The 22,380-nt window shown below is 74.0% G+C and carries 21 protein-coding genes and 1 pseudogene; 14 read left to right on the top strand and 8 right to left on the bottom strand.

Annotated features, from left to right (window positions below; genetic code table 11):
* Positions 1 to 414: 414 nt before the first annotated feature.
* Positions 415 to 813 (top strand): cupin domain-containing protein, encoded by a 399-nt coding sequence (locus PSED_RS07065; RefSeq protein ID WP_013673563.1) that lies wholly within the window; start codon positions 415 to 417, stop codon positions 811 to 813.
* Positions 810 to 1,472, top strand: a complete 663-nt coding sequence (locus PSED_RS07070) for a VOC family protein (RefSeq protein ID WP_013673564.1) — start codon at positions 810 to 812, stop codon at positions 1,470 to 1,472. Before PSED_RS07065 ends, PSED_RS07070 begins: the two co-directional genes overlap by 4 nt.
* Positions 1,473 to 1,495: 23 nt before the next feature.
* Here PSED_RS07070 and PSED_RS07075 read toward each other — a convergent pair whose 3' ends face one another.
* The 3 genes from PSED_RS07075 to PSED_RS07085 form a co-directional block, all read right to left on the bottom strand.
* On the bottom strand, positions 1,496 to 3,088 hold the full coding sequence (locus PSED_RS07075) for an MFS transporter (RefSeq protein WP_041760624.1): 1,593 nt from the start codon (positions 3,086 to 3,088) through the stop codon (positions 1,496 to 1,498).
* Positions 3,089 to 3,285: 197 nt separating this feature from the next.
* The gene (locus PSED_RS07080) at positions 3,286 to 4,779 is read right to left on the bottom strand and encodes an MFS transporter (protein ID WP_013673566.1); all 1,494 of its coding nucleotides are present in this window, start codon (positions 4,777 to 4,779) and stop codon (positions 3,286 to 3,288) included.
* On the bottom strand, positions 4,776 to 5,192 hold the full coding sequence (locus PSED_RS07085; RefSeq protein WP_013673567.1) for a cupin domain-containing protein: 417 nt from the start codon (positions 5,190 to 5,192) through the stop codon (positions 4,776 to 4,778). The genes PSED_RS07080 and PSED_RS07085 overlap by 4 nt, the downstream gene beginning before the upstream one ends.
* Before the next feature lie 83 nt (positions 5,193 to 5,275).
* On the opposite strand from PSED_RS07085, the gene PSED_RS07090 reads away from it, so the two are divergent.
* Complete coding sequence (locus PSED_RS07090) at positions 5,276 to 5,953, top strand: TetR/AcrR family transcriptional regulator (RefSeq protein ID WP_013673568.1); 678 nt, start codon at positions 5,276 to 5,278, stop codon at positions 5,951 to 5,953.
* Between the two features lie 7 nt (positions 5,954 to 5,960).
* Here PSED_RS07090 and PSED_RS07095 read toward each other — a convergent pair whose 3' ends face one another.
* The gene (locus PSED_RS07095) at positions 5,961 to 7,064 is read right to left on the bottom strand and encodes an IS630 family transposase (protein ID WP_013673569.1); all 1,104 of its coding nucleotides are present in this window, start codon (positions 7,062 to 7,064) and stop codon (positions 5,961 to 5,963) included.
* Between the two features lie 74 nt (positions 7,065 to 7,138).
* Positions 7,139 to 8,893, bottom strand: coding sequence for a CocE/NonD family hydrolase (locus PSED_RS07100; RefSeq protein WP_013673570.1), 1,755 nt, complete (start codon positions 8,891 to 8,893; stop codon positions 7,139 to 7,141).
* Between the two features lie 152 nt (positions 8,894 to 9,045).
* Here PSED_RS07100 and PSED_RS07105 point away from each other — a divergent pair, with 152 nt between their 5' ends.
* The 5 genes from PSED_RS07105 (at position 9,046) to PSED_RS07125 (ending at position 14,305) form a co-directional block, all read left to right on the top strand.
* Entirely contained in the window at positions 9,046 to 9,801 is a 756-nt protein-coding gene (locus tag PSED_RS07105) for an alpha/beta fold hydrolase (protein WP_013673571.1), read from the top strand.
* 252 nt (positions 9,802 to 10,053) lie between these two features.
* Positions 10,054 to 11,646: an alpha/beta hydrolase gene (locus PSED_RS07110; RefSeq protein WP_013673572.1), complete on the top strand. Its 1,593-nt coding sequence runs from the start codon at positions 10,054 to 10,056 to the stop codon at positions 11,644 to 11,646.
* A gap of 74 nt (positions 11,647 to 11,720) precedes the next feature.
* Positions 11,721 to 12,830: an IS630 family transposase gene (locus tag PSED_RS07115; protein WP_013673573.1), complete on the top strand. Its 1,110-nt coding sequence runs from the start codon at positions 11,721 to 11,723 to the stop codon at positions 12,828 to 12,830.
* Between the two features lie 362 nt (positions 12,831 to 13,192).
* Positions 13,193 to 13,834 carry a hypothetical protein gene (locus PSED_RS07120; protein WP_013673574.1) on the top strand — a complete coding sequence of 214 codons (642 nt, stop codon included), beginning with the start codon at positions 13,193 to 13,195 and terminating at the stop codon, positions 13,832 to 13,834.
* 3 nt (positions 13,835 to 13,837) lie between these two features.
* A complete protein-coding gene (locus PSED_RS07125; protein ID WP_013673575.1) occupies positions 13,838 to 14,305 on the top strand; it encodes an Lsr2 dimerization domain-containing protein in 468 nt (155 codons plus the stop codon).
* Positions 14,306 to 14,400: 95 nt separating this feature from the next.
* Here PSED_RS07125 and PSED_RS07130 read toward each other — a convergent pair whose 3' ends face one another.
* On the bottom strand, positions 14,401 to 15,144 hold the full coding sequence (locus PSED_RS07130) for an alanyl-tRNA editing protein (protein WP_013673576.1): 744 nt from the start codon (positions 15,142 to 15,144) through the stop codon (positions 14,401 to 14,403).
* 131 nt (positions 15,145 to 15,275) lie between these two features.
* Between PSED_RS07130 and PSED_RS07135 the strand changes: the two are divergent.
* A pseudogene (locus PSED_RS07135) lies at positions 15,276 to 15,869 on the top strand (RibD family protein); the annotation flags it as partial.
* Here PSED_RS07135 and PSED_RS07140 read toward each other — a convergent pair.
* A complete protein-coding gene (locus PSED_RS07140) occupies positions 15,850 to 16,608 on the bottom strand; it encodes a CDP-alcohol phosphatidyltransferase family protein (RefSeq protein WP_013673578.1) in 759 nt (252 codons plus the stop codon). The pseudogene PSED_RS07135 and the gene PSED_RS07140 sit on opposite strands and share 20 nt — an antisense overlap.
* A gap of 233 nt (positions 16,609 to 16,841) precedes the next feature.
* Between PSED_RS07140 and PSED_RS07145 the strand changes: the two genes are divergently transcribed.
* From PSED_RS07145 to PSED_RS07165, 5 genes are read left to right on the top strand one after another with little or no spacing between them, the layout of a single operon-like run.
* The gene (locus tag PSED_RS07145; protein ID WP_013673579.1) at positions 16,842 to 17,828 is read left to right on the top strand and encodes a zinc-dependent alcohol dehydrogenase; all 987 of its coding nucleotides are present in this window, start codon (positions 16,842 to 16,844) and stop codon (positions 17,826 to 17,828) included.
* Between the two features lie 2 nt (positions 17,829 to 17,830).
* A complete protein-coding gene (locus tag PSED_RS07150) occupies positions 17,831 to 18,229 on the top strand; it encodes a 6-pyruvoyl trahydropterin synthase family protein (RefSeq protein WP_013673580.1) in 399 nt (132 codons plus the stop codon).
* Between the two features lie 7 nt (positions 18,230 to 18,236).
* Complete coding sequence (locus tag PSED_RS07155; protein WP_041759376.1) at positions 18,237 to 19,301, top strand: glycosyltransferase family 4 protein; 1,065 nt, start codon at positions 18,237 to 18,239, stop codon at positions 19,299 to 19,301.
* Positions 19,298 to 20,272, top strand: a complete 975-nt coding sequence (locus tag PSED_RS07160) for a lysylphosphatidylglycerol synthase transmembrane domain-containing protein (protein WP_013673582.1) — start codon at positions 19,298 to 19,300, stop codon at positions 20,270 to 20,272. Before PSED_RS07155 ends, PSED_RS07160 begins: the two co-directional genes overlap by 4 nt.
* A complete protein-coding gene (locus tag PSED_RS07165) occupies positions 20,269 to 21,888 on the top strand; it encodes a sulfatase-like hydrolase/transferase (protein WP_013673583.1) in 1,620 nt (539 codons plus the stop codon). Before PSED_RS07160 ends, PSED_RS07165 begins: the two co-directional genes overlap by 4 nt.
* Here the strand turns inward: PSED_RS07165 and PSED_RS07170 are convergent.
* Positions 21,876 to 22,376: an Lrp/AsnC family transcriptional regulator gene (locus PSED_RS07170; protein ID WP_013673584.1), complete on the bottom strand. Its 501-nt coding sequence runs from the start codon at positions 22,374 to 22,376 to the stop codon at positions 21,876 to 21,878. The two genes, PSED_RS07165 and PSED_RS07170, sit on opposite strands and share 13 nt — an antisense overlap.
* Positions 22,377 to 22,380 lie beyond the last annotated feature (4 nt).

A 22,380-nucleotide genomic window follows, 5' to 3' on the forward strand; every position in this document is an offset into this window, starting at 1 on the left:
ACGGAAGGGACGTCGCCCGTGGGAACGCTCATGGGCAGCCCGGTGTTCGGGCTCGACCTCGCCCCGAGTCCGGCCCAGCAGTCCTCTGCCGGGCACAGCGCGGGCGCGGGCGGGGGACTTCGCCCGGGTTGGCGCCGGCGTACCCGAACGTGGGCGCGGTGGGGACGTTCCGGGACGAGGTCGTCGAGCACGCGGGGCGGATCTGGCCGGAGGGTGGGGACGCCGAGCTGCACGTCCGGCCCGGTGGCTACCACTGCGTCGAGATCGTCGCACCGAGGCGGAGGTGTCGCGCCGGGCGCCGGCGGCCCGCGCGGAGTGGATGGCGCGCAACTTCGCCAGGTCGCGGTGACGTGCCGTCGGGCGCGACCGCAGGGCAGGACAAGAACGTCCGCACGGAGTCGAGGGAGTGAACGAATGAGCGGCAGTCCCTACAGCAGCGCGATCGGTTCGACCGTGCTGTTCGAGAACGACCGGGTCCGGGTCTGGGAGATGATCCTGCAGCCCGGGGAGCACTGCGAGTTCCACGAGCACCACAACGACCACGTCATCCTCTACGCGCAGACCGCGACGATGCGCGGCCAGGAGCTGGGGGACGACGACTGGGGCATCGTGCAGGACACCGAGCCGGGGTTCGTCCTGTACCGCACGGTGGGCAGCGGAGGCCCGCTGCCGCCGCACCGGCTCAGGAACCTCGGCGAGGCACCGGTGACCCACTACATCGTCGAGCTCCTCGAGCCGTCGCCGAGCCCGACGTCGCAGCCCTGGCTGCACAACGACCGCGGCGCGTTCCGGCCGGTCCCGACGTCGTCGTGATCGACGTCCGCGGGGTCCATCATCTGGGCCTGACGGTCGGCGACCTCGCCACGGCGTCCGCGTTCTACGCGTCCGCCGGCTACCAGCCGGCCGACCGCATCTCGCTCACCGGACCGGACGGCGCGGTCGGCAACGGCCTGGACGCCGCGAGCCTGGAGATCGCGTTCCTGATCGGGCCGACGCTGACGCTGGAGCTGGTCGAGTTCGACCCACCGGCACCCCGGCGGGTGTCGGCCACGGACCCCGGGTTCGGCAGCGTCCCGATCGGACGGCCGGGGGCCGGTCAGGACCCGGACGGGCGGCCGGTCACGTTCGGCACGGCGGAGCGCGGGCTCTTCCTCACCAGCGCCGCGCCGGAGCGGACGGTTCGCCTGCTCGACGCGCTCGGGTTCGACCGCGACGGCGACGGTGCGGTCGCGGGACACGGCGTCCACGTCGACGTGGTCGGCGTGGCGGCCCCGGGCCGGACGCCGGCCAACGCCCCCGGTCGGGTCCACCTCTGCTGCGAGGTGGCCGACATGCAGAAGGCGTGCGACGAGCTCGCTGCGGCGGGCTTCGACCTCGTGTCGGCACCCCGTGTCAGCGGCCACCTGTCGTGGGTGTTCGTGGCCCACCCCGAGGGCCCCGGCGTGGAGCTGCTGGAGATCGGCACTCCCTGACCCGGCCGCACCGCGGCAGGGCGTCAGCCCGCCTGGGCGGGGGTGTCCGCGTCGTCGTCGGCGATCCCCGCCGGCGACGACGTCGTCTCCTCGGTGACCTGCCCACCCGGGTGCAGCAGCGCCGCGACCAGCGACACCGCCAGCGCGATCGCCATCCCGATCAGCACCGCCCTGGTCGCGACGGCGAAGTCCGCGGCGACGGCCGCCTCGATCTGCTGCCGCAGCGCGGCCGGGACACCCGCCAGGTCGCCGCCACCGCCCCCCGTCCCCGAGGACGCGAGGCGCGCCGCCGTCGCCGGCGGGACGCCGAAGGCGCCCAGCGAGGTCTCCAGCCGGCTCACGAACACGTTGCCCAGCACCGTCCCCAGTACCGCGAGGCCGAGCGCCGAGCCGTAGTTCCGGACGGTCTGGGTGACGCCGGTGACCTCGCCGTACGACGCGTCGATCGCGCGGTTCGTCGCATCCGTGCTCGCGGGGCCGAGGAGCAGGCCGATGCCCGCGCCGGCCACGACGATGCACCACCACTGCGCCCCGAGGCTGAGGTCGGTGACCTTCCAGGCCCAGCACAGGAACCCGACCGTCGCGACCACGCAGCCCGCCACGACGGCCGGCTTCGCGCCGCGGCTGTCGAGGATTCGCCCGCCGACCTGGGCGGCGGGGGCGAACCCCGCGAAGAACACCAGCAGGTAGAGCCCCGCGTTGCTGGCGCCGTAGCCCAGCGAGACCTGCGAGTACACACTCGCGAAGAAGAACACCGGGACGAACGCGATCATCGAGAAGAACAGCACGAGGTTGTCGGAGAGGAACGCACGCTCCCGGAAGATCCGCACCTTGATCAGCGGCACCGGCGTGCGCAGCTCGAGCACGACGAACAGGCCGAGCGCCAGCAGCCCACCCACGATGCAGACCCAGGTCAGCGGGCTGTCCCAGCCCCAGCTGCGCGCCTGCTCGAAGCCCAGCACCGACAGCGCCATCCCGATGGCGACGACCGCCGCCCCGCGCCAGTCGATCGGCTCGCGGCGCACCACGGGGACGATGCCGGCGGCCAGTGTGAGCACCAGCGCGACGACGGCGACCGGGATGTTGATCCAGAAGATCGCCCGCCACGTCCACTGCGTGAGGTAGCCGCCCGCGATCGGGCCGATGGCGGTCAGGCCGCCACTCACGCCGAAGAAGATGGCGAGTGCCTTGCCCCGCTCGCGCAGCGGGAACGCCGCCACGACGACCGCCAGCGCGGCGGGGATCATCAGCGCCGCGGACAGCCCCTGGGTCGCCCGGAAGACGATCATCCAGGTCTCGGCGAACGAGCCCTTCGGCGTGAACCCGCACAACGTCGACGACACCGCGAAGCCGACGATGCCGATGAGCACGATGCGGCGCGACCCCAGGACGTCGGCGAGCCGCCCGCCCAGGGCGAAGCCCGCGGCGAGTGCGAGGAGGTAGCTGTTGACGGTCCACGTGACGCCACTGCTGGACAGCGAGAGCTCGGACTGGATGTTCGGCGCCGCGATGGCGACGATCGTCTGGTCGATGAACGTCATCGCGACGGCGAACATCATCGCCGTCAGCGCGAGCCACTTCGAGCGCGCGGCCGAGCTGCCCACGGGTGCTGCCATCGCCATCGTCCGGAGCTCCGATCCGTCGTGGAGAAGGGTGCGTCCCCGAGGATCTCGTTCGGGCCGCCGATTCCGTGACGGTGCCGAAAAGATGTGCGGCCGCGCAAGGCCGTCCGGCGCACGGTGCCGACGCCACCGGGACGCCCGGGCCCGCCCGCGCCGCGGGGACCGCGTCGCGGACGGGCGTGCGGTCGTGCTCAGGGGCCGGCGCCGCCGGTCCCGACGGTGTCGTGGCCCGGTGCGGGGCCGGTTCGCGGCAGGACGGTCAGGGCGACGACGACCGCGCCGACCAGCAGCGCCGCGGCGACCGTCAGGCCCAGCGCGTAACCGTCGGTCAGGGCGGCGGGCGTCGAGCGGGGCCCGGTTCGGGCCTGCGCCAGCGTCCCGACGACCGCCAGCCCGAGCGAGGCGCCGATCTGGCGTGAGCTGGTGAGCAGCCCGGACGCGACGCCGGCCGCCCGCGGTCCGACGCCGGCGGTCGCGGTCGAGACGACCGGACCGAGGCAGAGCCCGAAGCCGATGCTCGCGACGATCGAGGGACCCAGCACGTCGGTGGTGAACCCGCCGTCGGGGGAGATTCGGCCGAACCAGGCGAACCCGGCCGCGGTCAGCAGCCCACCGGCCACGAGCAGCGTCCGGGGGGCGAACCGGCGGCCGAGCCGTACGGCCGCGACCGACCCGACGACGACGCCCGACGCGAACGGCACGAACTCCACCCCGGTCAGGGCGGGACCGGCCCCGACGACGCGCTGCAGGTAGAGCGACACGAGGTAGAACGCCGACGCCATCGCGGCACCCACGAGCAGGTTGTAGACATCGGCCCCGGCGACGGAACGGCCGGCGAGCAGGCCGGGCGGCAGCAGCGGCGTGCGCGTCGTGCGTTCGACGTGCACGAACGCCACGAGCAGCGCGGCAGCTCCGGCGAGTGTCGCGAGTGTGGTCGCCGACGCCCAGCCGAGGGCCTCGGTGCGGACGACGCCGAACACCAGCAGTGACAGGCCGGCGGTGGCCAGGACCGCACCCCGGACGTCGGGACGGCCGCCTCGGGCGGGGGCGCCGTCGGCCGGTCCGGGAACGCCGTCGACCCGGCCGGGGTCCCCGTCCGCGCCCCACGCCAGGACGAGCGCGACGGCGACCATCGGCACGTTCACCTCCATCACCCAGCGCCAGCCCGCGTACTGGGTGAGCAGCCCGCCTGCCAGGACGCCGACGGCGCCGCCCGCCGCGTTCACCGCGCTCCAGACGCCGAAGGCCCGCACGCGCGCCCGGCCCGACGGGAACGTCGCGCTCAACGCGGCGAGCGCCGCGGGTGCCATCGCGGCGGCACCGACCCCCTGGAGGGCGCGGGCGGCGACGAGCTCCCAGGGAGCCTGCGCGAGCCCACCGAGCAGTGCGGCCACGCCGAACAGCACGAGTCCCGCACGCAGGACGCGCCGTCGTCCCCAGCGGTCGGCGAGGGTGCCGCCCATCAGGAGCAGCCCGCCGAAGGTGAGCGCGTAGGCGTGGACCACCCAGGTCAGGCCGACCGGGTCGAACCCGAGCCCGTCCGCGATCCGGGGGAGCCCGACGTTGACCACCGACAGGTCCAGCGACACCGTGAACTGCACGACCGACACCGCGGCGAGCGTCCGCCCCGCGCGGCCCGCGGCCCGGGAGCCGACGCCGTCGCGCGTCGCCGCGCCCGCGGTCATCGGGGCCGTCCTGGTTCGCGGACGTGCTCGTGGGTCGTGCCGCTGCGGCGGGTGACGGCCAGCAGGTCGCCGGGGTCGCGCACGCTCACCCGGTGCCAGGTGGCCGCGGGGACGACGACGGCGGAGCCGGGCGCGGTCAGCGCGACGACGGTCTCGCGGCCACCGTCGGCGGCGCGGACATGGACGTCGAACCCGCCCGACATCGCGCACAGCACCTCGTCGCCGTCGGCGTGGCGCTCCCACACGTCGGAGTGCAGGTCCGCGTCGCTCCGGGCACGCACCGCGGCGACGGTCCAGCGCCCCGGGGCGGTGCCGCCACGCCGGGCAGCGGCCTCGGCGGCACCGTCGCCGTGGAGGTGGATCACGGCGTCGGCGAGGGTGGTCGGAACAAGGACGGAGTTGTTTTGGAACATGTTCCGAAAGTAGCATTGCGAGGATCGGGACGCGACCGGAATCCGGGTTCGCGGCGGCGCGGGACGGCCAGCATGATGGGCCGATGCCTCCCACCGACGCTCCGCGCGGCCGCACCGGCCGGCCGCCGGTCACGTCCCGCGCGGACATCCTGGTCGCGGCCAGGCGGCTCATCGACCGGGACGGCTGGGAGAAGCTGACCGTCCGCCGGCTCGCCGCGGAGATGGGGATCGGCGCCACGACGCTCTACCACCACGTGCGCGACAAGGAGGACCTGCTCCTGTTGCTGCTCAACGAGTACGCGGACCGGATCCCCCGGCCGCCGGCGGCGGGGGAGCCGCGCGAGCGCATCGTCGCGGGGTGGGTCGCGATCCACGACACGCTCGGCGCGTGGCCGTGGGCGGCGGAGGTCCTCACCGTCGACGGGTTCCTCACCGGACTCGGCGACTCCGCGCTCGTCCAGGTGGAGGCGATCCTCGCCGCGGCGGCCGAGCACGGTTGCTCGCAGGAGGAAGCCGTCGACCTGTTCCGCAACATCTGGTACTTCACGGTCGGCGAGATCCTCGTCCGCGCCCGGTCGGGTGGGGCGCGGGGCGCGGACGAACGTCGCGACGGGTTCCTCGCCGGCATCGACGCGGCGGCGCTGCCGCGGCTGGCCGCGATCGGCGACCGCTGGCCGGGGCTCTCCGCACGGGACACCTATCCCGACGCGGTGCGGGCCTTCGTCGACGGCCTGCTCGCGCAGGCGGAAGGTCGGTCCTAGTGCCTCGTCAGGCAACGTTCGGTAGGTAATCGGGCCTGCGGATCCTGGACTCGGGAGCGAAGCGCTTCTTGGGTCGGGCGTGGCGGTTGGCCCAGCGGACGTAGCCGGCGATGGCGGCTTCCTGGGCGGTGTGGGAGGGGTAGTCGCTGCCGTCGAGGGTGAAGTAGCGCAGGGCGGTGAACTCGCTCTCGATCCAGTTCAGCCACGAGGCGTAGGTCGGGGTGAACACGAGCTCGACGTCGTGGTCGTTGCACCAGTCGGCGACTTCGGCCTTGCGGTGTGGGGAGAAGTTGTCGCAGATGATGTGCAGTCGCCCGCGGGGGAACCGGGTGCGGAGCTGGCGAAGGAACGCGAGGAACTCCTGCCAGCGTTTGCGGTCGCGCAGCCGGTAGAACAGCTGCCCGGAGGCCAGGTCGAGTCCGGCGAGCATGTGCCGGACCCCGCCGTAGCGGTTGTAGGTTGCGCGCAGCCGGGCCGGGCCTCGGGTGGGGAACCAGCCACGCCCGGGGCGGGGTTGCAGGTTCAGCGGCCCGAACTCGTCCACGCAGATCACCCTGGCGCCGCTGGTCAGTTGCCCGGCGGCGGAGCGGTCGTAGAGGTCGAGGATCCGGGCCATCTTCTGCGCGAACTGTGGATCGTTGCTGGCCTTCCAGGTCTTCGTGGCCTGCCAGCGCACCCCGGCGGCGCGCAGGACACGTCGGACGGTGTCGGTGCTGATCTCGACCCGGTGCCGCTCGCGCAGATGCTCGACCAGCTTGGACAGGCTCCATGTGGTGAACGGGAGTCCGACCTGCTGTGGAGGGGTCCGGGCGACCCGGCAGATCAACTCGCGGGTGTGGGGGCCGAACTTAGGAGGTCGGCCCCCGCTCCATTTTGGGTCCAGAGCCGCGAACCCCTTGTCGTTGAACGCGTGGATCACCTCCCGCGCGTACTGCGGGGTCGCGGCGAACATCGCTGCGGCCTCGGTTGCGGTGCGGCCTTGGACCGAGGCGAGCACGATCCCTGCCCGGCGCAGCCGGACCCGGTCCCGCGCGGTGCGGGTGATCTTTACCAGTCGTTGCGCCTCGGCCGGATCCAGATCCCGCACGAACACCTCAGGCTGCCGTGCCATCGCCCACCTCCGACGACAGCCTCTCAGCCGATCACCGCAGCCGGGTTACAACGCCAACGTTCTCGATCGAGGCACTAGCTGTCCTCGCGCCGCGGGGAGAGCGGCAGGAGGAGCGCCGACGGGTGCCGCGCGTCGTGGTGGACGGCCTGCACCGCCTTGCGCAGCTCGACCGCTGTGTCCAGCGGTTCGCCGGTGTTGGTGTTGCGGTCCCAGCGCGGGAAGTCGCTCGACGTGACGTGCAGCCGGACGGCGTGGCCGGGCAGGAACGCGTGCGCGAGGTTGCCGAGCCGGATCGTCAGCTCGTGGACCGTGCCGGGCTCGATCGGGCCGGGCTCGTCGAACGAGTCGCGGTAGCGGGTCCGGACGAGGCCCTCGGCAAGGTTCTGCGTGAAGCCGTCCGGGTGGACGTCGCTGAGCACCGCGACGAAGTCGGTGTCGGGGGCGTCGGTGGCCGCGAAGAGCCGCACGGCGACGGCGCCGACGACGTCGAGCTGCGTGTCGAGGACCTCGCCGGTGTAGACCAGGACGTCGGCGCGGTCCTGCTTGACCCGCTGGTCGGCGACGCCGCCGCCGACGAAGCGGCCGCCCGCCGTCGGCACCGGGTCGGCGGGGTCGTAGACGTAGGTGTCGGTGGGGTCGGCCGTGGGCGGGGTGTCGCCGAGCGTGCCGCCTGCCGTCGCGGTGCCGTCGCCGCCCAGGTACAGCGTCGTCCCGACGATGCCGGCGGGGGGCCAGGACTCCACCTCTCGCCACCGGTTCTCGCCCATCACGAACAGGGTCACCCTGGCCATCGGCAGGCCGGGCCGGTCGTCGGCGAGGATGTGGTCGAACCAGCGGCGCTGCACCTCGATCAGCGGGAGCGCGGCCTCGGGGCCGAAGTCGATGTCGCCGGTGCCGCCCGAGGTCGGCTGGTTGTAGGGCAGCAGGTGTGCCCACGGGCCCATGAACAGCGCCTGCCGTTCGCGGGTGGCCGCGGACAGGCCGGTCGTCGAGATGCCGGTGAAGTAGTGCGGGGTGTCGGTGTTGGCGATGTCGTACCAGGAGCCGATGTGCAGCATCGGGATGTCGATGTCGTGCAGCCGGCGGCGCAGGTCCACCGCCCACCAGTACGGGCCGTCGGTCCGGTGGTGCAGGACGTCGGCCAGGAACGGCGCGCCCTCGCCGAAGCGGTCGATCCAGTCGCGCAGCGGCAGGTGGCGCAGCGCGTCGTCGGTGAGGGGGCCGAAGCGGATCGACGGGTCGGCCTTCAGTGCCTCCAGCGCCGCGAGCCGCTCGGTGTCGCCCCGCCGGGTCAGGACGTCGTCGGCCATGTTCATGAAGTAGCTCAGCGCCCACGACAGCTCGAGGGCGCCGTCGTGGTACCAGTAGTTCTCGTACGCGGCCGCCTGCGCGGAGAGCGGGACCGCCGTGACCAGGTGCGGCGGGCGCTCCACGGCGGCGAGGTACTGCGAGACCGCGCCGTAGGACTGCCCGAACGTGCCGACGCGACCGTTCGACCCCGGCAGCGTAGCCGCCCACTCGACGGCGTCGTAGCCGTCGCGACCCTCGTAGGCGAACGGGTACCAGGCGCCCTCGGAGCCGAACCGGCCCCGGGTGTTCTGCACGACCGTGAGGTATCCGTGCGACGCGTAGTAGTGCGCCTCGTTGAACGGCTCGGCGAGGTCGTTGAGCTGCTTGCCGTACGGGGTGCGGCGCAGCAGGACCGGCAGCGGGCCGGGGCGCTGCGGCCGGTACACGTCGGCGATCAGCACCTTGCCGTCGCGGGTCGTCATGGGGACGTCGGTCTCGCGGACGACCTCGTACCGACCCCGTGCTGACTCCAGACCCACGTCGCCTCCTCGGCCGCGCCCGTCGCGGTCAGGCGTTGACAGAAGCATAATAAGAATGATTCTGTCAAACCCTTCTGCGGCGCTGCGGACAGCGGGTGCGACCTCGGCGTCCGGAGGTGGCCGCGCGACCTCAGCACCGAAGGAGCTCCGCCATGGTCCCGCCCCCGCACATCGTGTTCGTCCACGGCTTTCTCGACGACGGCGCGACGTGGACCCCGGTGATCGACGCGGTCGACCTGCCCGCGGACCGCGCCGTCACCGTCGACCTGCCGGGGATGGCGGGTGCCCCCGAGCACCCCGGACCGTTCACGCTCGACGGCTACGTCGACGAGGTCTCCGCCGTCGTCGACCGGATCGAGGGGCCGGTCGTGCTCGTCGGCCAGAGCATGGGCGCGCAGGTCGCCGAACTGGTCGCGGCACGCTCCGACCGCGTCGCGGGGCTGGTCCTGCTGACCCCGATGCCGTTGCGGGGCACCCAGCTCCCGGACGAGGCGGTGGCCCCGTTCCGCGCGCCGGGCGGCGACCTGGAGGGCCTCACGGGCACCCGTCGGGCACTGAGCGCGAACTTCCCCGACGCCGAGCTGGCCCGGCTGAACGAGTACGGGGTGCGCATCCCGCCGTCGACGACCGCGGCCGTCGTGGACATCTGGAACCTGGGCACCAGCGGCGAGCGCGCGGAGAGCGCGTACCCCGGCCCCGTCCTGGTCGTCCGCGGTGCCGCCGACCCGCTGTGCACCGAGGACCTGGTCGCCGCCGAGGTCGCACCACGGTTCCGCGACGTCCGTGTGGCGGTCGTCGAGGGCGCCGGGCACTGGCCGCACGTCGAGCAGCCGGCGGCACTGGCCCCGCTTCTCGACGAGTTCCTGGGCCGCGCACGGCGCGACGTCGACACCGCGGTCGGCGGCTGACGGACACCGGCCCGCACCGGTCTGCGCCCGTCCCGGGCCGGTGCGGGCCGGGACGGACCCGTGTGGACCCGGGCGAGTCCCTCGCCCCAGGGCGGTCCCTACCTCTGCGATTGGGGCAGGCCCCCACCGGTCCGGGTGCGCCCTCCCTCGTGAACCGGATGCGCGCTCGTCATCCTCGGAGGGTGCGCCGCCCGCCGGTCCGCTCGCCGGCGGTCCCGTCGCCGAGGCGGCCGACGGGGGAGGACCACCACGATGACACCGACGACCCGCCGGGCGGCCGTGGCCGCGCTGGCGCTGATCGCGACGGCGGCGCTCACGGCCTGCACCACGCAGGTCGCGGGCATCGCCGCGGCCCAGGCCGGTCCGGCGGCGGGCAGCAGCACCGCGGTCGCCGACCCGACCGCGCAGGCCCGCTACTACGGCCAGCACCTCAGCTGGGGCCCCTGCGCCCCGTTCGCCCAGGACGACAGCGAGCGCACCCTCTACTCCGGCGCCGGACTCGACTGCGCGACGCTGACCGTCCCGCTCGACTACTCCGCGCCCGACGGCCGCACCGCGAAGGTCGGCGTCCTGCGCCACCGGACGGACGGGGCCAAGATCGGCTCGCTCGTCGTCAACCCGGGTGGGCCGGGCGGGTCCGGGATGTCGCTCGCCGCCCAGCTCGGTCCGGCACTGGCCGGCGGCCCGTTCGACGTCGTCGGGTTCGACCCGCGCGGCGTCGGGGCCAGCACCCCGACGATCGACTGCGCGACCGACCGCGAGCGCGACCGCAACCGCGCCGAGAACTTCTTCGACACCTCACCCGCCGGTGTGGCGCACGCCGACGAGGAGAACCGCAAGGCCGCGGCGGAGTGCGTCGAGCGCTCCGGCGGCGCGGACGTCATCGCCAACTCCGGCACCCGCGACGTCGCCCGCGACATGGACGTCCTGCGGGCCGCCCTCGGCGACGAGAAGCTGACCTACCTCGGCTTCTCCTACGGCACCCGGATCGGCACGACCTACGCCGAGCTGTTCGGGCGCAACGTCCGGGCCATGGTCCTCGACGGTGCCATCGACCCGATGGAGGACCCCGTCGCCTCGGGCTTCGCGCAGATGGCGGGCTTCCAGCAGGCCTTCGACACCTTCGCCGCCGCGTGTGCCGCAGCCGCAAACTGCCCGCTGGGCACCGACCCCGCACGGACGACGCAGGCGTTCCAGGCGCTGGCCCGGCCGCTGATCGACAAACCCGCGCCGGTGCGCGGTGACAGCCGGACGCTCTCGTTCTCCGACGCCGTGACGGCCGTCGTCGCGTCGCTCTACAGCCCGGAGCAGTGGCCGGGCCTGACCGCGGCGCTCACCGACCTGAAGGCGGGCGACGGCACCGCGATGATGGCGCTGGCCGATGCGTACAACGGCCGCACCCCGGCCGGCACCTACGACAACGACCAGGAGGCGCTGTCCGTCGTCAACTGCGCCGACGGCGACCGGATCAGCGACCGCGCGGTCATCGCCGACGCGACCCGCCGGGTGAACGAGGCCGCGCCGTTCCAGGACCCGGGCCGGCCCGCGCCGGCCTCGCCCGGGGTGTGCACCTACCTGCCCGTGGAGCCGGCCGCACCGCACGTCCCGCAGGTGGCGGGTCTGCCGCAGACGCTCGTCATCTCGACGACCGGCGACCCGTCCACGCCCTACCAGGGCGGGGTGAACCTGGCGAAGGCCCTCGGGGCGCGGCTGCTGACCGTCGAGGGCACCAAGCACACCGCCGCCCTGCAGGGCAACGAGTGCGTCGACGACGTCGTCGGGAACTACCTGGTCAACCTGCAGTTGCCCAGCGCCGACGCCCGGTGCGCGGCGAAGACGAGCTAGTGCCTCGATCGAGAACGTTGGCGTTGTAACCCGGCTGCGGTGATCGGCTGAGAGGCTGTCGTCGGAGGTGGGCGATGGCACGGCAGCCTGAGGTGTTCGTGCGGGATCTGGATCCGGCCGAGGCGCAACGACTGGTAAAGATCACCCGCACCGCGCGGGACCGGGTCCGGCTGCGCCGGGCAGGGATCGTGCTCGCCTCGGTCCAAGGCCGCACCGCAACCGAGGCCGCAGCGATGTTCGCCGCGACCCCGCAGTACGCGCGGGAGGTGATCCACGCGTTCAACGACAAGGGGTTCGCGGCTCTGGACCCAAAATGGAGCGGGGGCCGACCTCCTAAGTTCGGCCCCCACACCCGCGAGTTGATCTGCCGGGTCGCCCGGACCCCTCCACAGCAGGTCGGACTCCCGTTCACCACATGGAGCCTGTCCAAGCTGGTCGAGCATCTGCGCGAGCGGCACCGGGTCGAGATCAGCACCGACACCGTCCGACGTGTCCTGCGCGCCGCCGGGGTGCGCTGGCAGGCCACGAAGACCTGGAAGGCCAGCAACGATCCACAGTTCGCGCAGAAGATGGCCCGGATCCTCGACCTCTACGACCGCTCCGCCGCCGGGCAACTGACCAGCGGCGCCAGGGTGATCTGCGTGGACGAGTTCGGGCCGCTGAACCTGCAACCCCGCCCCGGGCGGTGGCTGGTTCCCCACCCCGAGGCCCCGGGCCCGGCTGCGCCGCAACCTACAACCCGCTACGGCGGGGTCCGGCACATGCTCGCCGGACTCGACCTGGCCTCCGGGCAGCTGTTCTACCGGCTGCGCGACCGCAAACGCTGGCAGGAGTTCCTCGCGTTCCTTCGCCAGCTCCGCACCCGGTTCCCCCGCGGGCGACTGCACATCATCTGCGACAACTTCTCCCCACACCGCAAGGCCGAAGTCGCCGACTGGTGCAACGACCACGACGTCGAGCTCGTGTTCACCCCGACCTACGCCTCGTGGCTGAACTGGATCGAGAGCGAGTTCACCGCCCTGCGCTACTTCACCCTCGACGGCAGCGACTACCCCTCCCACACCGCCCAGGAAGCCGCCATCGCCGGCTACGTCCGCTGGGCCAACCGCCACGCCCGACCCAAGAAGCGCTTCGCTCCCGAGTCCAGGATCCGCAGGCCCGATTACCTACCGAACGTTGCCTGACGAGGCACTAGACGCCCCCTGGCGCGACGCCAGGAGCGAGCGGCGGCCGTCCGGACGGGTTCCGGGCGGCCGCCGCTCGTCCGTGGGCGGCGTTCGCCCGTTTTCGCCGACCTGTGCCACCGCCCGGCGGCGACCCGCGGCCACACTGTTCGCGGCCGAACCGCGCGCCGGTCGCGGCAGCGCTCCTCGATCGTGAGAACATCGTCGATAGCCGGACCGGATCCGACCGGGAGTTGCCAGCGCCACGTGAACTGCGTGATGTCGCGCGACACGTATCGGTGGCGGCACACACCGCAATGGTGATGTGATCCGGTGGACACGGTGCCGACCAGGCACCCACATGACTACAGAAGGAGATTCAGGTGGCGGATGACGCTGCGTCGTCAGTCCTGTCGATCCAGGGCGAGCAGCAGCAGCAGGAGACCGGATACGTCAAGGCCTCGGAGGAGGACGTCGACCTCTACGTCGACCGTGTCTCCGACGAGGTGCTGGCCTGCCGCGAACGTGGTCGGCACCTGTTCCCGACGATTCGGCAGGCGGGGATCCATTTCACCGACGTCGATCGTGACGGCCTGTTCATCCGGCGGCTGACCTGCACGTGCTGTGAGCTCGCGGTCAAGGTCGAGAAGTGGGAGGGCGTCCGGCAGCGGGGCCGCACCCGGTTCGCCCGGGTCGCCTCGAACCTCGAGTACCGCACGGGCAGCGACGGTCAGGTCTACCTGGCGCCGAGTGGTCGGGGACACATGACCCCGCGCCAGATCGGCGACTCGGTGGCGTCGAAGGCGCTCGCGGGGCAGAGCATCACCGCCTTGCGCAAGGCGGCCGCGAAGGCTGCCGCGGAGGCCAAGGCGGCGTCCGAGGCGCCCATCACCAACGCGCGGAAGGCCCCTGCGGCCGCCGAGAAGCCCGCCGCGGCCGAGGCGAAGAAGCCGGCGCGCAAGCCGGCGGCCCGCAAGCCCGCCGCTCGTCGTACCTCGGGTGGTCGGGCTCGGAAGGAGTCGTGATCGATGGGAATCCGTGAGATTCGGTACTGCGACGTCAGCGGGACCGAGGAGGACGTCGAGACCCACGAGCTCAACATCGACCAGATGCACGTCCGGATCGATCTGGCCGGCGTGGAGTACCGGAAGCTGCTCGCGCTCCTGCAGCCCTACCTCGACGCGGGCACGATCGAGGCGTCGGTCCCGGGGTACGGGACGGGCCGACCGGCGGCGCGCACCAGCACCGGGCTGACGGCCGAGGAACGGACCCAGCTGCGCCTCTGGGCCGAGGCGCAGGGCATCGAGGTGCCCTCGAACAACCGGTTCAAGCGGTCTCTCGTCGAGCGGTGGCGCGCGCGCGACAACGAGGGGGCCGCCGACTCCGGGGAGTACGGCGACGACGAGTACGACGAGTACGACGGCGACGACGAGTACGACTCGGACGAGGACGGCTCCGCCGAGCACGAGTCCGACGAGGCCGCGGCCAAGGCCTGACCGGCCGGGCCGTGACGGCCCGCGACCGCACCGGCCCCGCGCCCCCCGCAGAGAGGGGGGCGCGGGGCCGGTCGGCGCTCCGGGCCCCGCCGGCTCTAGAGCACCCGCACCCGCAGCCGCCGGAACCCGCGGCCCTTGTTCTCGACCTTGACGACCTCGACGCGGCCGATCAGCTTCGTCGACGCGACGTGCGTGCCGCCGTCGGCCTGCTGGTCGAGGCCGTCGATGTCGACGACGCGGATCGTCTCCAGGTCCTCGGGCAGCAGGTCGGCCGCCGTCCGGACGAGGTTCGGGATCGCGAACGCCTCCGCGCGCGGCAGCAGCCGGGCCGCGATCGGCCGGTCGAGGGCGATCTCGGCGTTGGCGGCCTCGGCGACCCGGTCCTTGAAGTCCGGCGGCACCTGCGGCAGGTCGAAGTCCATCCGGGCGGTGAGCGGCTCCATGTTGCCGCCCGTCACCTTGGCGCCGAAGTCGCGGAACACCACCGCCGTGAGGACGTGCAACCCGCTGTGGGTGCGCATCAGGCCGGTGCGGCGCTCGTCGTCGATCGCACCGCGGACCGCGGTCCCCGTCGCCGGGACCGGGTCGCCCTCGGCGGGGACGAGGTAGAGGTCGTCACCGCGGACGGTGCCGACGATGCGCGTCCGCACCCCGCCCCACAGCAGCACGCCCTCGTCGGGCGGCTGGCCGCCGCCACCAGGGTAGAACGCCGACCTGTCGAGCACGATCCCGCGCTCCGGGTCGACGGCCACGACCGTCGCGGTGAAGTCGCGGACGTCCGGATCGGCCAGGTCGAGTCGGTGGGTGTGCCCGTGCCGGGTGACGTCGTCGGCAGCCATGACGGCGACCCTATGCCCTGGCTCACGGCGACCGCGCTGAACCGGTCCGGCGCGCGGACCGTCCGGGGACACGTGCGTTCCGACCGATTCCTGTGCTCTGCTGGGACCGGACGCGACGACAGGGAGCGGCGATGACCGGGCGACCTCACGTGCTCCTCTCGGCGGCGGTGTCCCTCGACGGCTGCATCGACGACGTGAGCCGACGGCGGTTGATCCTGTCCAACGATGCCGACCTCGACCGGGTCGACGAGGTGCGCGCCTCGGTCGACGCGATCCTCGTGGGTGCCAACACGATCCGCACCGACGACCCGCGCCTGCTGGTGCGTTCCGCGGCCCGCCGGGCGGCCCGCGTCGCGACCGGGCGGGCGCCGTCCCCGGTCAAGGTGACCCTGACCCGCACCGGCAAGATCTCGCCCGACTCGCGCTTCCTGACCACGGGCGACGGGGACCGCGTCGTCTACGCGCCGACGTCGGCCGTGGCGGACGTGCGCGAGCGGGTCGGCGCGGCGGCGACCGTCGTGGGCGCGGGGGATCCACTCGACGTGACCGTCCTGCTCGACGACCTGCACCGGCGCGGCGTCCGCCGGCTCATGGTCGAGGGCGGCTCCGAGGTGCACACGCTGTTCATGTCGTCGGGGCTCGTCGACGAGCTGCACGTGGTCTTCGCGCCGTTCCTCGTCGGCCAGCCCGGCGCCCCGCGGTTCGTCAACGCCGCGGTGTTCCCGCAGGGTCCGGGGAACCGGATGCGGCTCGTCGAGGCGCGGCCGATCGGCGACGTGGTGCTGCTGCGCTACGTCCCCGTCGACGCCGGCTCACGTGCCATCTGACGTCGCGGCCGAACGACCAGACGAGCGCGGCCAGCGCGGTGCCGACGACGGCCGTCGCCGCCGGGACCGGCAGCAGCTGCGCGGAGGCCACGACGAGCGCGATCCCCTGCGCCGCGGCGACGATCTTCGCGCCGCGGGTCGGGGGCACCGGCGCGCGCATCCAGGCGACCACCGCGGTGCCGGCGACGTAGGCGTACCGCATCGCGCCGATCGCGAGCACCCACGCCCCGAGCAGCCCCGCGACGTGCACCGCGAGCACGGCGATCAGCCAGGCGTCGGCTTCCATGTCGAAGCGCGCCCCGAACGCGGACGCCGTCCCGGTGCGCCTGGCGACGCGGCCGTCGACGGCGTCGAGTGCCAGCGCCAGCCCCGCGAGGACCACGAGGACGGCCACGTCCACGGCGTGTCCGGCCACCCCGTCGGCGACCAGCGCCGTCACCCCGCCGCCGAGCACCGCGCGCAGCCCGGTGACCCGGTCGGCGGGCCGGGGCCCGTCCTCCCGGCGCCGCGCGAGCAGCACCGCGAGCACGACGGCGTGCGCCGTGCCGACGGCCCAGCCGACCGGACCGAGGCCGGTCGTCACGGCGAGCATGCCGAGCAGCACGAGCTCGCCCCCGAGCACCGTCGTCGCGATCATGGTCCGTCCCGCCCCCTCTCGTCCCCCGACGGATCCGCGCAGCGGACGGTTCACCATGGCAGGGTCCGGCCGGTCGGGCGCCGACTCACCGCGGTCAGCGGGTGTGCGCGACACGATGCGCGCAACCCCATGGCTCTCCGGCCGCCGTGCCACGACGATGGGGTTGCAGACGGGGGGTGCGCCGGGACCGGGCGCCGTCCTGCGCCGCGACCGCAGCCGGTGAGGGGAGGCCGATGTCCGAGCAGTCCACCGCACGCGCCCTGTGGCTGCGTGCACCCGGGGAGGCGGAGATCCGGCCCGTCGAGCTCGCGCCGCCGGGCCCGGGCGAGGTGCTGGTCCGGACGAGTCACACCGGGGTGAGCCGGGGGACCGAGGCACTGGTGTTCCGCGGCGGGGTCCCGGCGAACCAGCACGAGGTGATGCGCGCGCCGTTCCAGGAGGGCGCCTTCCCCGCGCCGGTGAAGTACGGCTACCTCAACGTCGGCGTCGTCGACGATGGGCCCGCGGACCTGCTGGGGCGCAACGTCTTCTGTCTCTACCCGCACCAGACGCACTACGTCGTCCCGGCCACCGCCGTCACCGTCGTCCCCGACGACGTGCCCCCCGCCCGGGCCGTGCTGGCCGGGACCGTCGAGACCGCGGTCAACGCGCTGTGGGACGCGGCGCCGCTGGTGGGCGACCGGATCGCGGTCGTCGGCGCGGGGATGGTCGGGTGCGCGGTGGCCGCGGTCCTGGCGGGCCTGCCGGGTGCGCGGGTGCAGCTGGTGGACCCGGTGCCCTCACGAGCGGCGATCGCCGACGCCTTCGGGATCGGCTTCGCGACACCGGAGGCCGCCGACGGCGGCTGCGATCTCGTCCTGCACACCAGCGCGACGTCCGCGGGCCTCGCGCGGTCGCTGGAGCTGCTGGTCACCGACGGGGAGGTCGTCGACCTCAGCTGGTACGGGGACCGGCCGGTCACCTTGCCGCTCGGCGAGGCGTTCCACTCCCGGCGGCTCACGATCCGCAGCAGCCAGGTCGGCACGGTCGCGCCCCGGCGTGCGCACCGGGGATTCGCCGGACGGTTGGCGGTGGCGCTGCGGCTGCTCGCCGACGACCGGTTCGACGCGTTCGTCACCAGTACCGGGAGCTTCGACGAGCTGCCCGTCACACTCCCGCGGGTCCTCACCGGTGAACCGTCCGGGCTCCTGCACCGTGTGGAGTACGGGGGAAGGAGCTGACGTTGTTCGCCATCACCGTCCGCGACCACTTCATGGTCGCCCACAGCTTCCGCGGCGAGGTGTTCGGCCCCGCGCAGGCGCTGCACGGCGCGACGTACGTCGTCGACGCCGTCTTCCGCCGCGCCGCGCTCGACGACGACGGCATCGTCGTCGACATCGGGCTCGCCACCGCGCAGCTGGGCGAGGTGCTCGGGGAGCTCAACTACCGCAACCTCGACGACGAGCCCGCCTTCGCCGGGCACAACACGTCGACGGAGTTCCTGGCCAAGGTCGTCGCCGACCGGCTCGCCGACCGGGTGCACGCGGGCGCGCTGGGGGAGGGCGCCCGCGGTCTCGCCGGGATCGGCGTGACGCTGCACGAGTCGCACGTGGCGTCCGCGAGCTACGAGCGTGCACTGTGAGCACCCGGTGAACCGGCCGGTCACGGTCGTCGTGCTGCCCGCCGGCATCGACGACCCCGCGCGTCCCTCCGGCGGCAACGTCTACGACCGGCGGCTGTGCACCACGCTCGCCGCGCACCGGCCGGTCTGCGAGATCGAGGTCGACGGGGCGTGGCCGCGGCCCGGACCGGGCGCCCGCACGGCGCTGGCGTCCGCGCTCGCCGCCATCCCCGCGGGCACCGTCGTGCTGCTCGACGGGCTGGTGGCCTGCGGGGTGCCGGAGGTCGTCGTCCCGCACGCCGCCCGGCTGCGGCTGGTCGTGCTCGTCCATCTCCCGCTGGGCGACGAGGCGGGCGCGGCGCCCGGGCTGGCGGCCGCCGAGCGGCGCGTCCTGCACGCGGCCGCCGCCGTCGTCACGACGAGCGAGTGGACGGCGGGACGCGTCGTGACCGGGCACGGGGTCCCGGCCGCGCGGGTGCACGTCGCCGAGCCCGGTGCGGATCCCGCCCCGCTCGCGGCCGGGTCCGGGGACGGCGGCAGCCTACTGTGCCTGGGGTCGGTGACTCCGACCAAGGGACAGGACGTGCTGGTCGAGGCGCTGGCGGCCGTCGCGGACCGGCCGTGGACCTGCCGGGTCGGCGGGACGCTCGACCGCGCACCCGCGTTCGCCCGCCGCGTCCGGGAGCGGGCGCGGCTGCACGGGCTGGCCGACCGCGTGTCGTTCGAGGGGCCGCTCGCCGGTCGCGCCCTCGACGCCGCGTTCGACGGTGCCGACCTGCTGGTGCTGCCGTCGCGGACCGAGGCGTTCGGGATGGTCGTGCGCGAGGCGACCGCCCGCGCGATCCCGGTGCTGGCCACCGACGCGGGGGGTGTCGGTGAGGCGCTGGGCGAGGGTGGGCTGCTCGTCGAGCCCGGCGACGCGGGGGCGCTCGCGCGCGGTCTGCGCCGCTGGTTCGACGACGTCGGCCTGCGGGAGGCCCTGCGCCGCAACGCGATGGTGGCCCGGTTCGCCGTCCCGGGGTGGGACGTGACCGCGGCCAGGGTGGCCGCCGTGCTCGACGCGCTCACGCCGGTTCCGGTGCTGGTCCGATGACCGTCGCCGTCGCGGCTCCGGCCCATCCGGTCACCGCCCCGGCCAGGTTCGCGATCCTACGCCGCCACGCCGGTGCCCTCGGCGGGATCGTCGTCCTCGCGGTCGTCGCCTGGCAGCTCGGCGCGGGCCCACTGCTCGACGGGCTGCGCGCACTCAGCCCGCAGGTGGTGCTCGTCGCGCTCGCGACCGGACTGGTGACGACCGCGTGCAACGCCGGCCGCTGGCGGCTCGTCGCCGGTGGCCTGGGCCTGCCGCTGCGGTTCCGGCCCGCACTGGCCGACTGCTACCAGGCCACGTTCCTCAACTCCGTGCTGCCGACCGGCGTGCTCGGCGACGTCGGGCGCGCCGTCGGGCACGGCCGTGCGATCGGTGCGGTGGCCCGGTCGGCCCGCGCGGTCGTCCTGGAACGGTCCGCGGGTCAGGTCGTCCTCGTCGTCATCGGGTCGGCGGTGCTGCTGACCAGGCCGGACGCCTTCTCGGTCCTGCTGCCGGGCCGGGCGGCCGTGGAGGTCGTGGGCGCGTTCGCCGTCGCCGGGGCCGCCGTCGTGCTCGCGGTGCCGCGGCTGCGGTCCGCGGTCGCGACGCTGCTCGCCGACGCCCGGACCGGTCTGCTCGCCCCACGCATCTGGCCGGGCGCGTTCGGGCTCTCGGCCGTCGCGCTCGCGGCGAACGTGACACTGTTCGTCGTCGCGGCGCGTGCGACCGGGGCGACGGCACCCGTCGGGCAACTGCTGCCGGTCGTCCTCGTGGCCCTGTTCGCGTCCGGCCTGCCGATCGGGATCGGCGGGTTCGGGCCGCGCGAGGCCGTCGCCGCGCTCGGCTTCTGCGCCGCCGGCCTCCCGGCTGCCGACGGTGCGTCCGCCTCGATCGTCTACGGCCTGCTGACGTTCGCGTCCACGGTGCCGGGGGCCTTCGTGCTGCTGGCGCGCCGCGGGCGCGCTGCCGCCGCGACCGGCCACACGGCCGGATGACGGCGTTGCGCACCGCGCTCGGCCGCGTCTGGAGCGTCCTCGCCGTCGCGCTCGTGGCCGCGGCCCTCGTCGCACCCGACGCGTTCACCGACCTGCGCCCGACCGCATTCGTCCGGATCCCGCTGGAAGGGCTCGTGCTGGGCGCGGTGCTGCTCGTGCTGCGTGGCCGGGCCCGCCGGGTCGCCGCCGTCGTGTCCGGGCTCGCGCTCGGCGCGCTGACGGTGCTGCGCCTGTTCGACCTCGGATTCTCCGCCGTGCTCGACCGGACCTTCGACCCGATGACCGACGCCGGGCTGCTCGTGGGCGGCGTCGACTTCGTGCGGTCGACCGCGGGCGGCGCCGCGGCGGTCGGGACCGTGATCGGCGCGGTCGTGCTGGGGCTGCTGGTCGTCGGCGTCGTGACGGCGGCGGTGCTGCGCACGGCACGGGTCGTGGCCGGCCGTCCGACCCCGTCGACCCGGGTCGTCGCCGTGCTGACCGTCGCCTGGACGGTCCTGGCGGTACTCGGCACGCAGGCCGCGGGGCTGCCCGTCGCCTCGCGGGACGCGGCCGCGCTCGCCGCGACCCACGTCGGCCAGATCGGGGCCGACATCCGCGACCACCGCGAGTTCGAGGCCGCCGCCGCGGCCGACACCTTCCGCGACGCCGCGCCCGCCGACCTGCTGACCGCGTTGCGCGGCAAGGACGTCGTGCTGACCTACGTCGAGAGCTACGGACGCTCCGCGCTCGCCGATCCCCAGGTCGACGCCCTCCTGGACGCCGGGACGCGTGACCTCGGCGCCGCCGGTCTCGTCGCACGCAGCGCCTACCTGACCTCGCCGACGTCCGGCGGCGGCAGCTGGCTCGCCCACTCCACGCTCGAGAGCGGCGTGTGGATCGACAACCAGGCCCGGTTCGACGACCTCGACGCGACCGGCCGGCTCACGCTGGGCAGCGCGTTCCGCCGCGCGGGCTGGACGACCGCAGCCGTCCAGCCCGGCACCACGTCCGGGTTCCCGGACGCGGACTTCTACGGCTACGACACAGTCCTCGACGCACAGCACCTCGGCTACAGGGGACCGAACTTCAGCTTCGCGCCGATGCCCGACCAGTACACCCTCGCCACCTTCGAGCAGCGGCTGCGCGCACCCGGGCACGCGCCGCTGATGGCCGAGATCACGCTGGTCTCCAGCCACGCGCCGTGGACGCCGCTGCCCCGGCTGCTGCCGTGGGACCAGGTCGGCGACGGCTCGGTCTACGACTCGATGTCCGGGCCCAGCCTGCCGCCGCAGGCCATCCTCACCACCGACCCGGCCGTCGTGCGGGCCGACTATCTCGCCTCGATCCGGTACACGCTCTCGACGCTCGTCTCCTACCTGCAGACCCACGGCGACCCGAACTTCGTCATGGTGTTCCTCGGCGACCACGAGCCGGCGCCGGTCGCCACCGGGAACGCCCCGGACCACGACGTGCCCGTGACGATCGTCGCGCGCGACCCGGCCCTGCTCGACCGGATCGCGAGCTGGGGCTGGGAACCCGGGCTGCGACCGTCGGCGCAGGCCCCGGTCTGGGGGATGGACGCCTTCCGGGACCGCTTCCTCACCGCGTTCGGCCCGGTCGAGAGTCAGTCGCGGTAGGCCGGGGCCCGCCGCGGCGCCTCGCGGGGCAGGCTGCGCAGCAACGGGGTCGTCCGCGGCGCCACCACCTCCGAGAGCACGACGACGCTCGTCGAGCGGGCCACCACCCCGGACCGGTTGAGCTCGAGCAGGGTGCGCTGCAGGTCCTCGTGCGACGACGCCGCGAGCCGGCACAGCACGTCCGACGCACCCGTCGTCGCGTAGGCCTCCAGCACCGCGGGATGCGCGGCGAGCTCGTCGGCGACGGCGTCGAGGGCACCCTGGGCGATCTCCAGCGTCACGAAGGCGTGCACGCCGAACCCGGCCGCGGCGAGGTCGACGTCCGGGCCGTAGCCGGTGATCACACCCTCGCGTTCGAGCCGGTCGACCCGCGCCTGCACCGTGCCGCGGGCCACCTGCAGCAGCCGGGACAGCTCCAGCGCGCCGGCGCGGGGGTGCTCACGCAGCGCGGCGAGCAGGTCGACGTCCAGCGCGTCGAGGTCGGTCATGTGG

Source organism: Pseudonocardia benzenivorans CB1190, assembly GCF_000196675.2.
Lineage (GTDB): Bacteria > Actinomycetota > Actinomycetes > Mycobacteriales > Pseudonocardiaceae > Pseudonocardia > Pseudonocardia benzenivorans.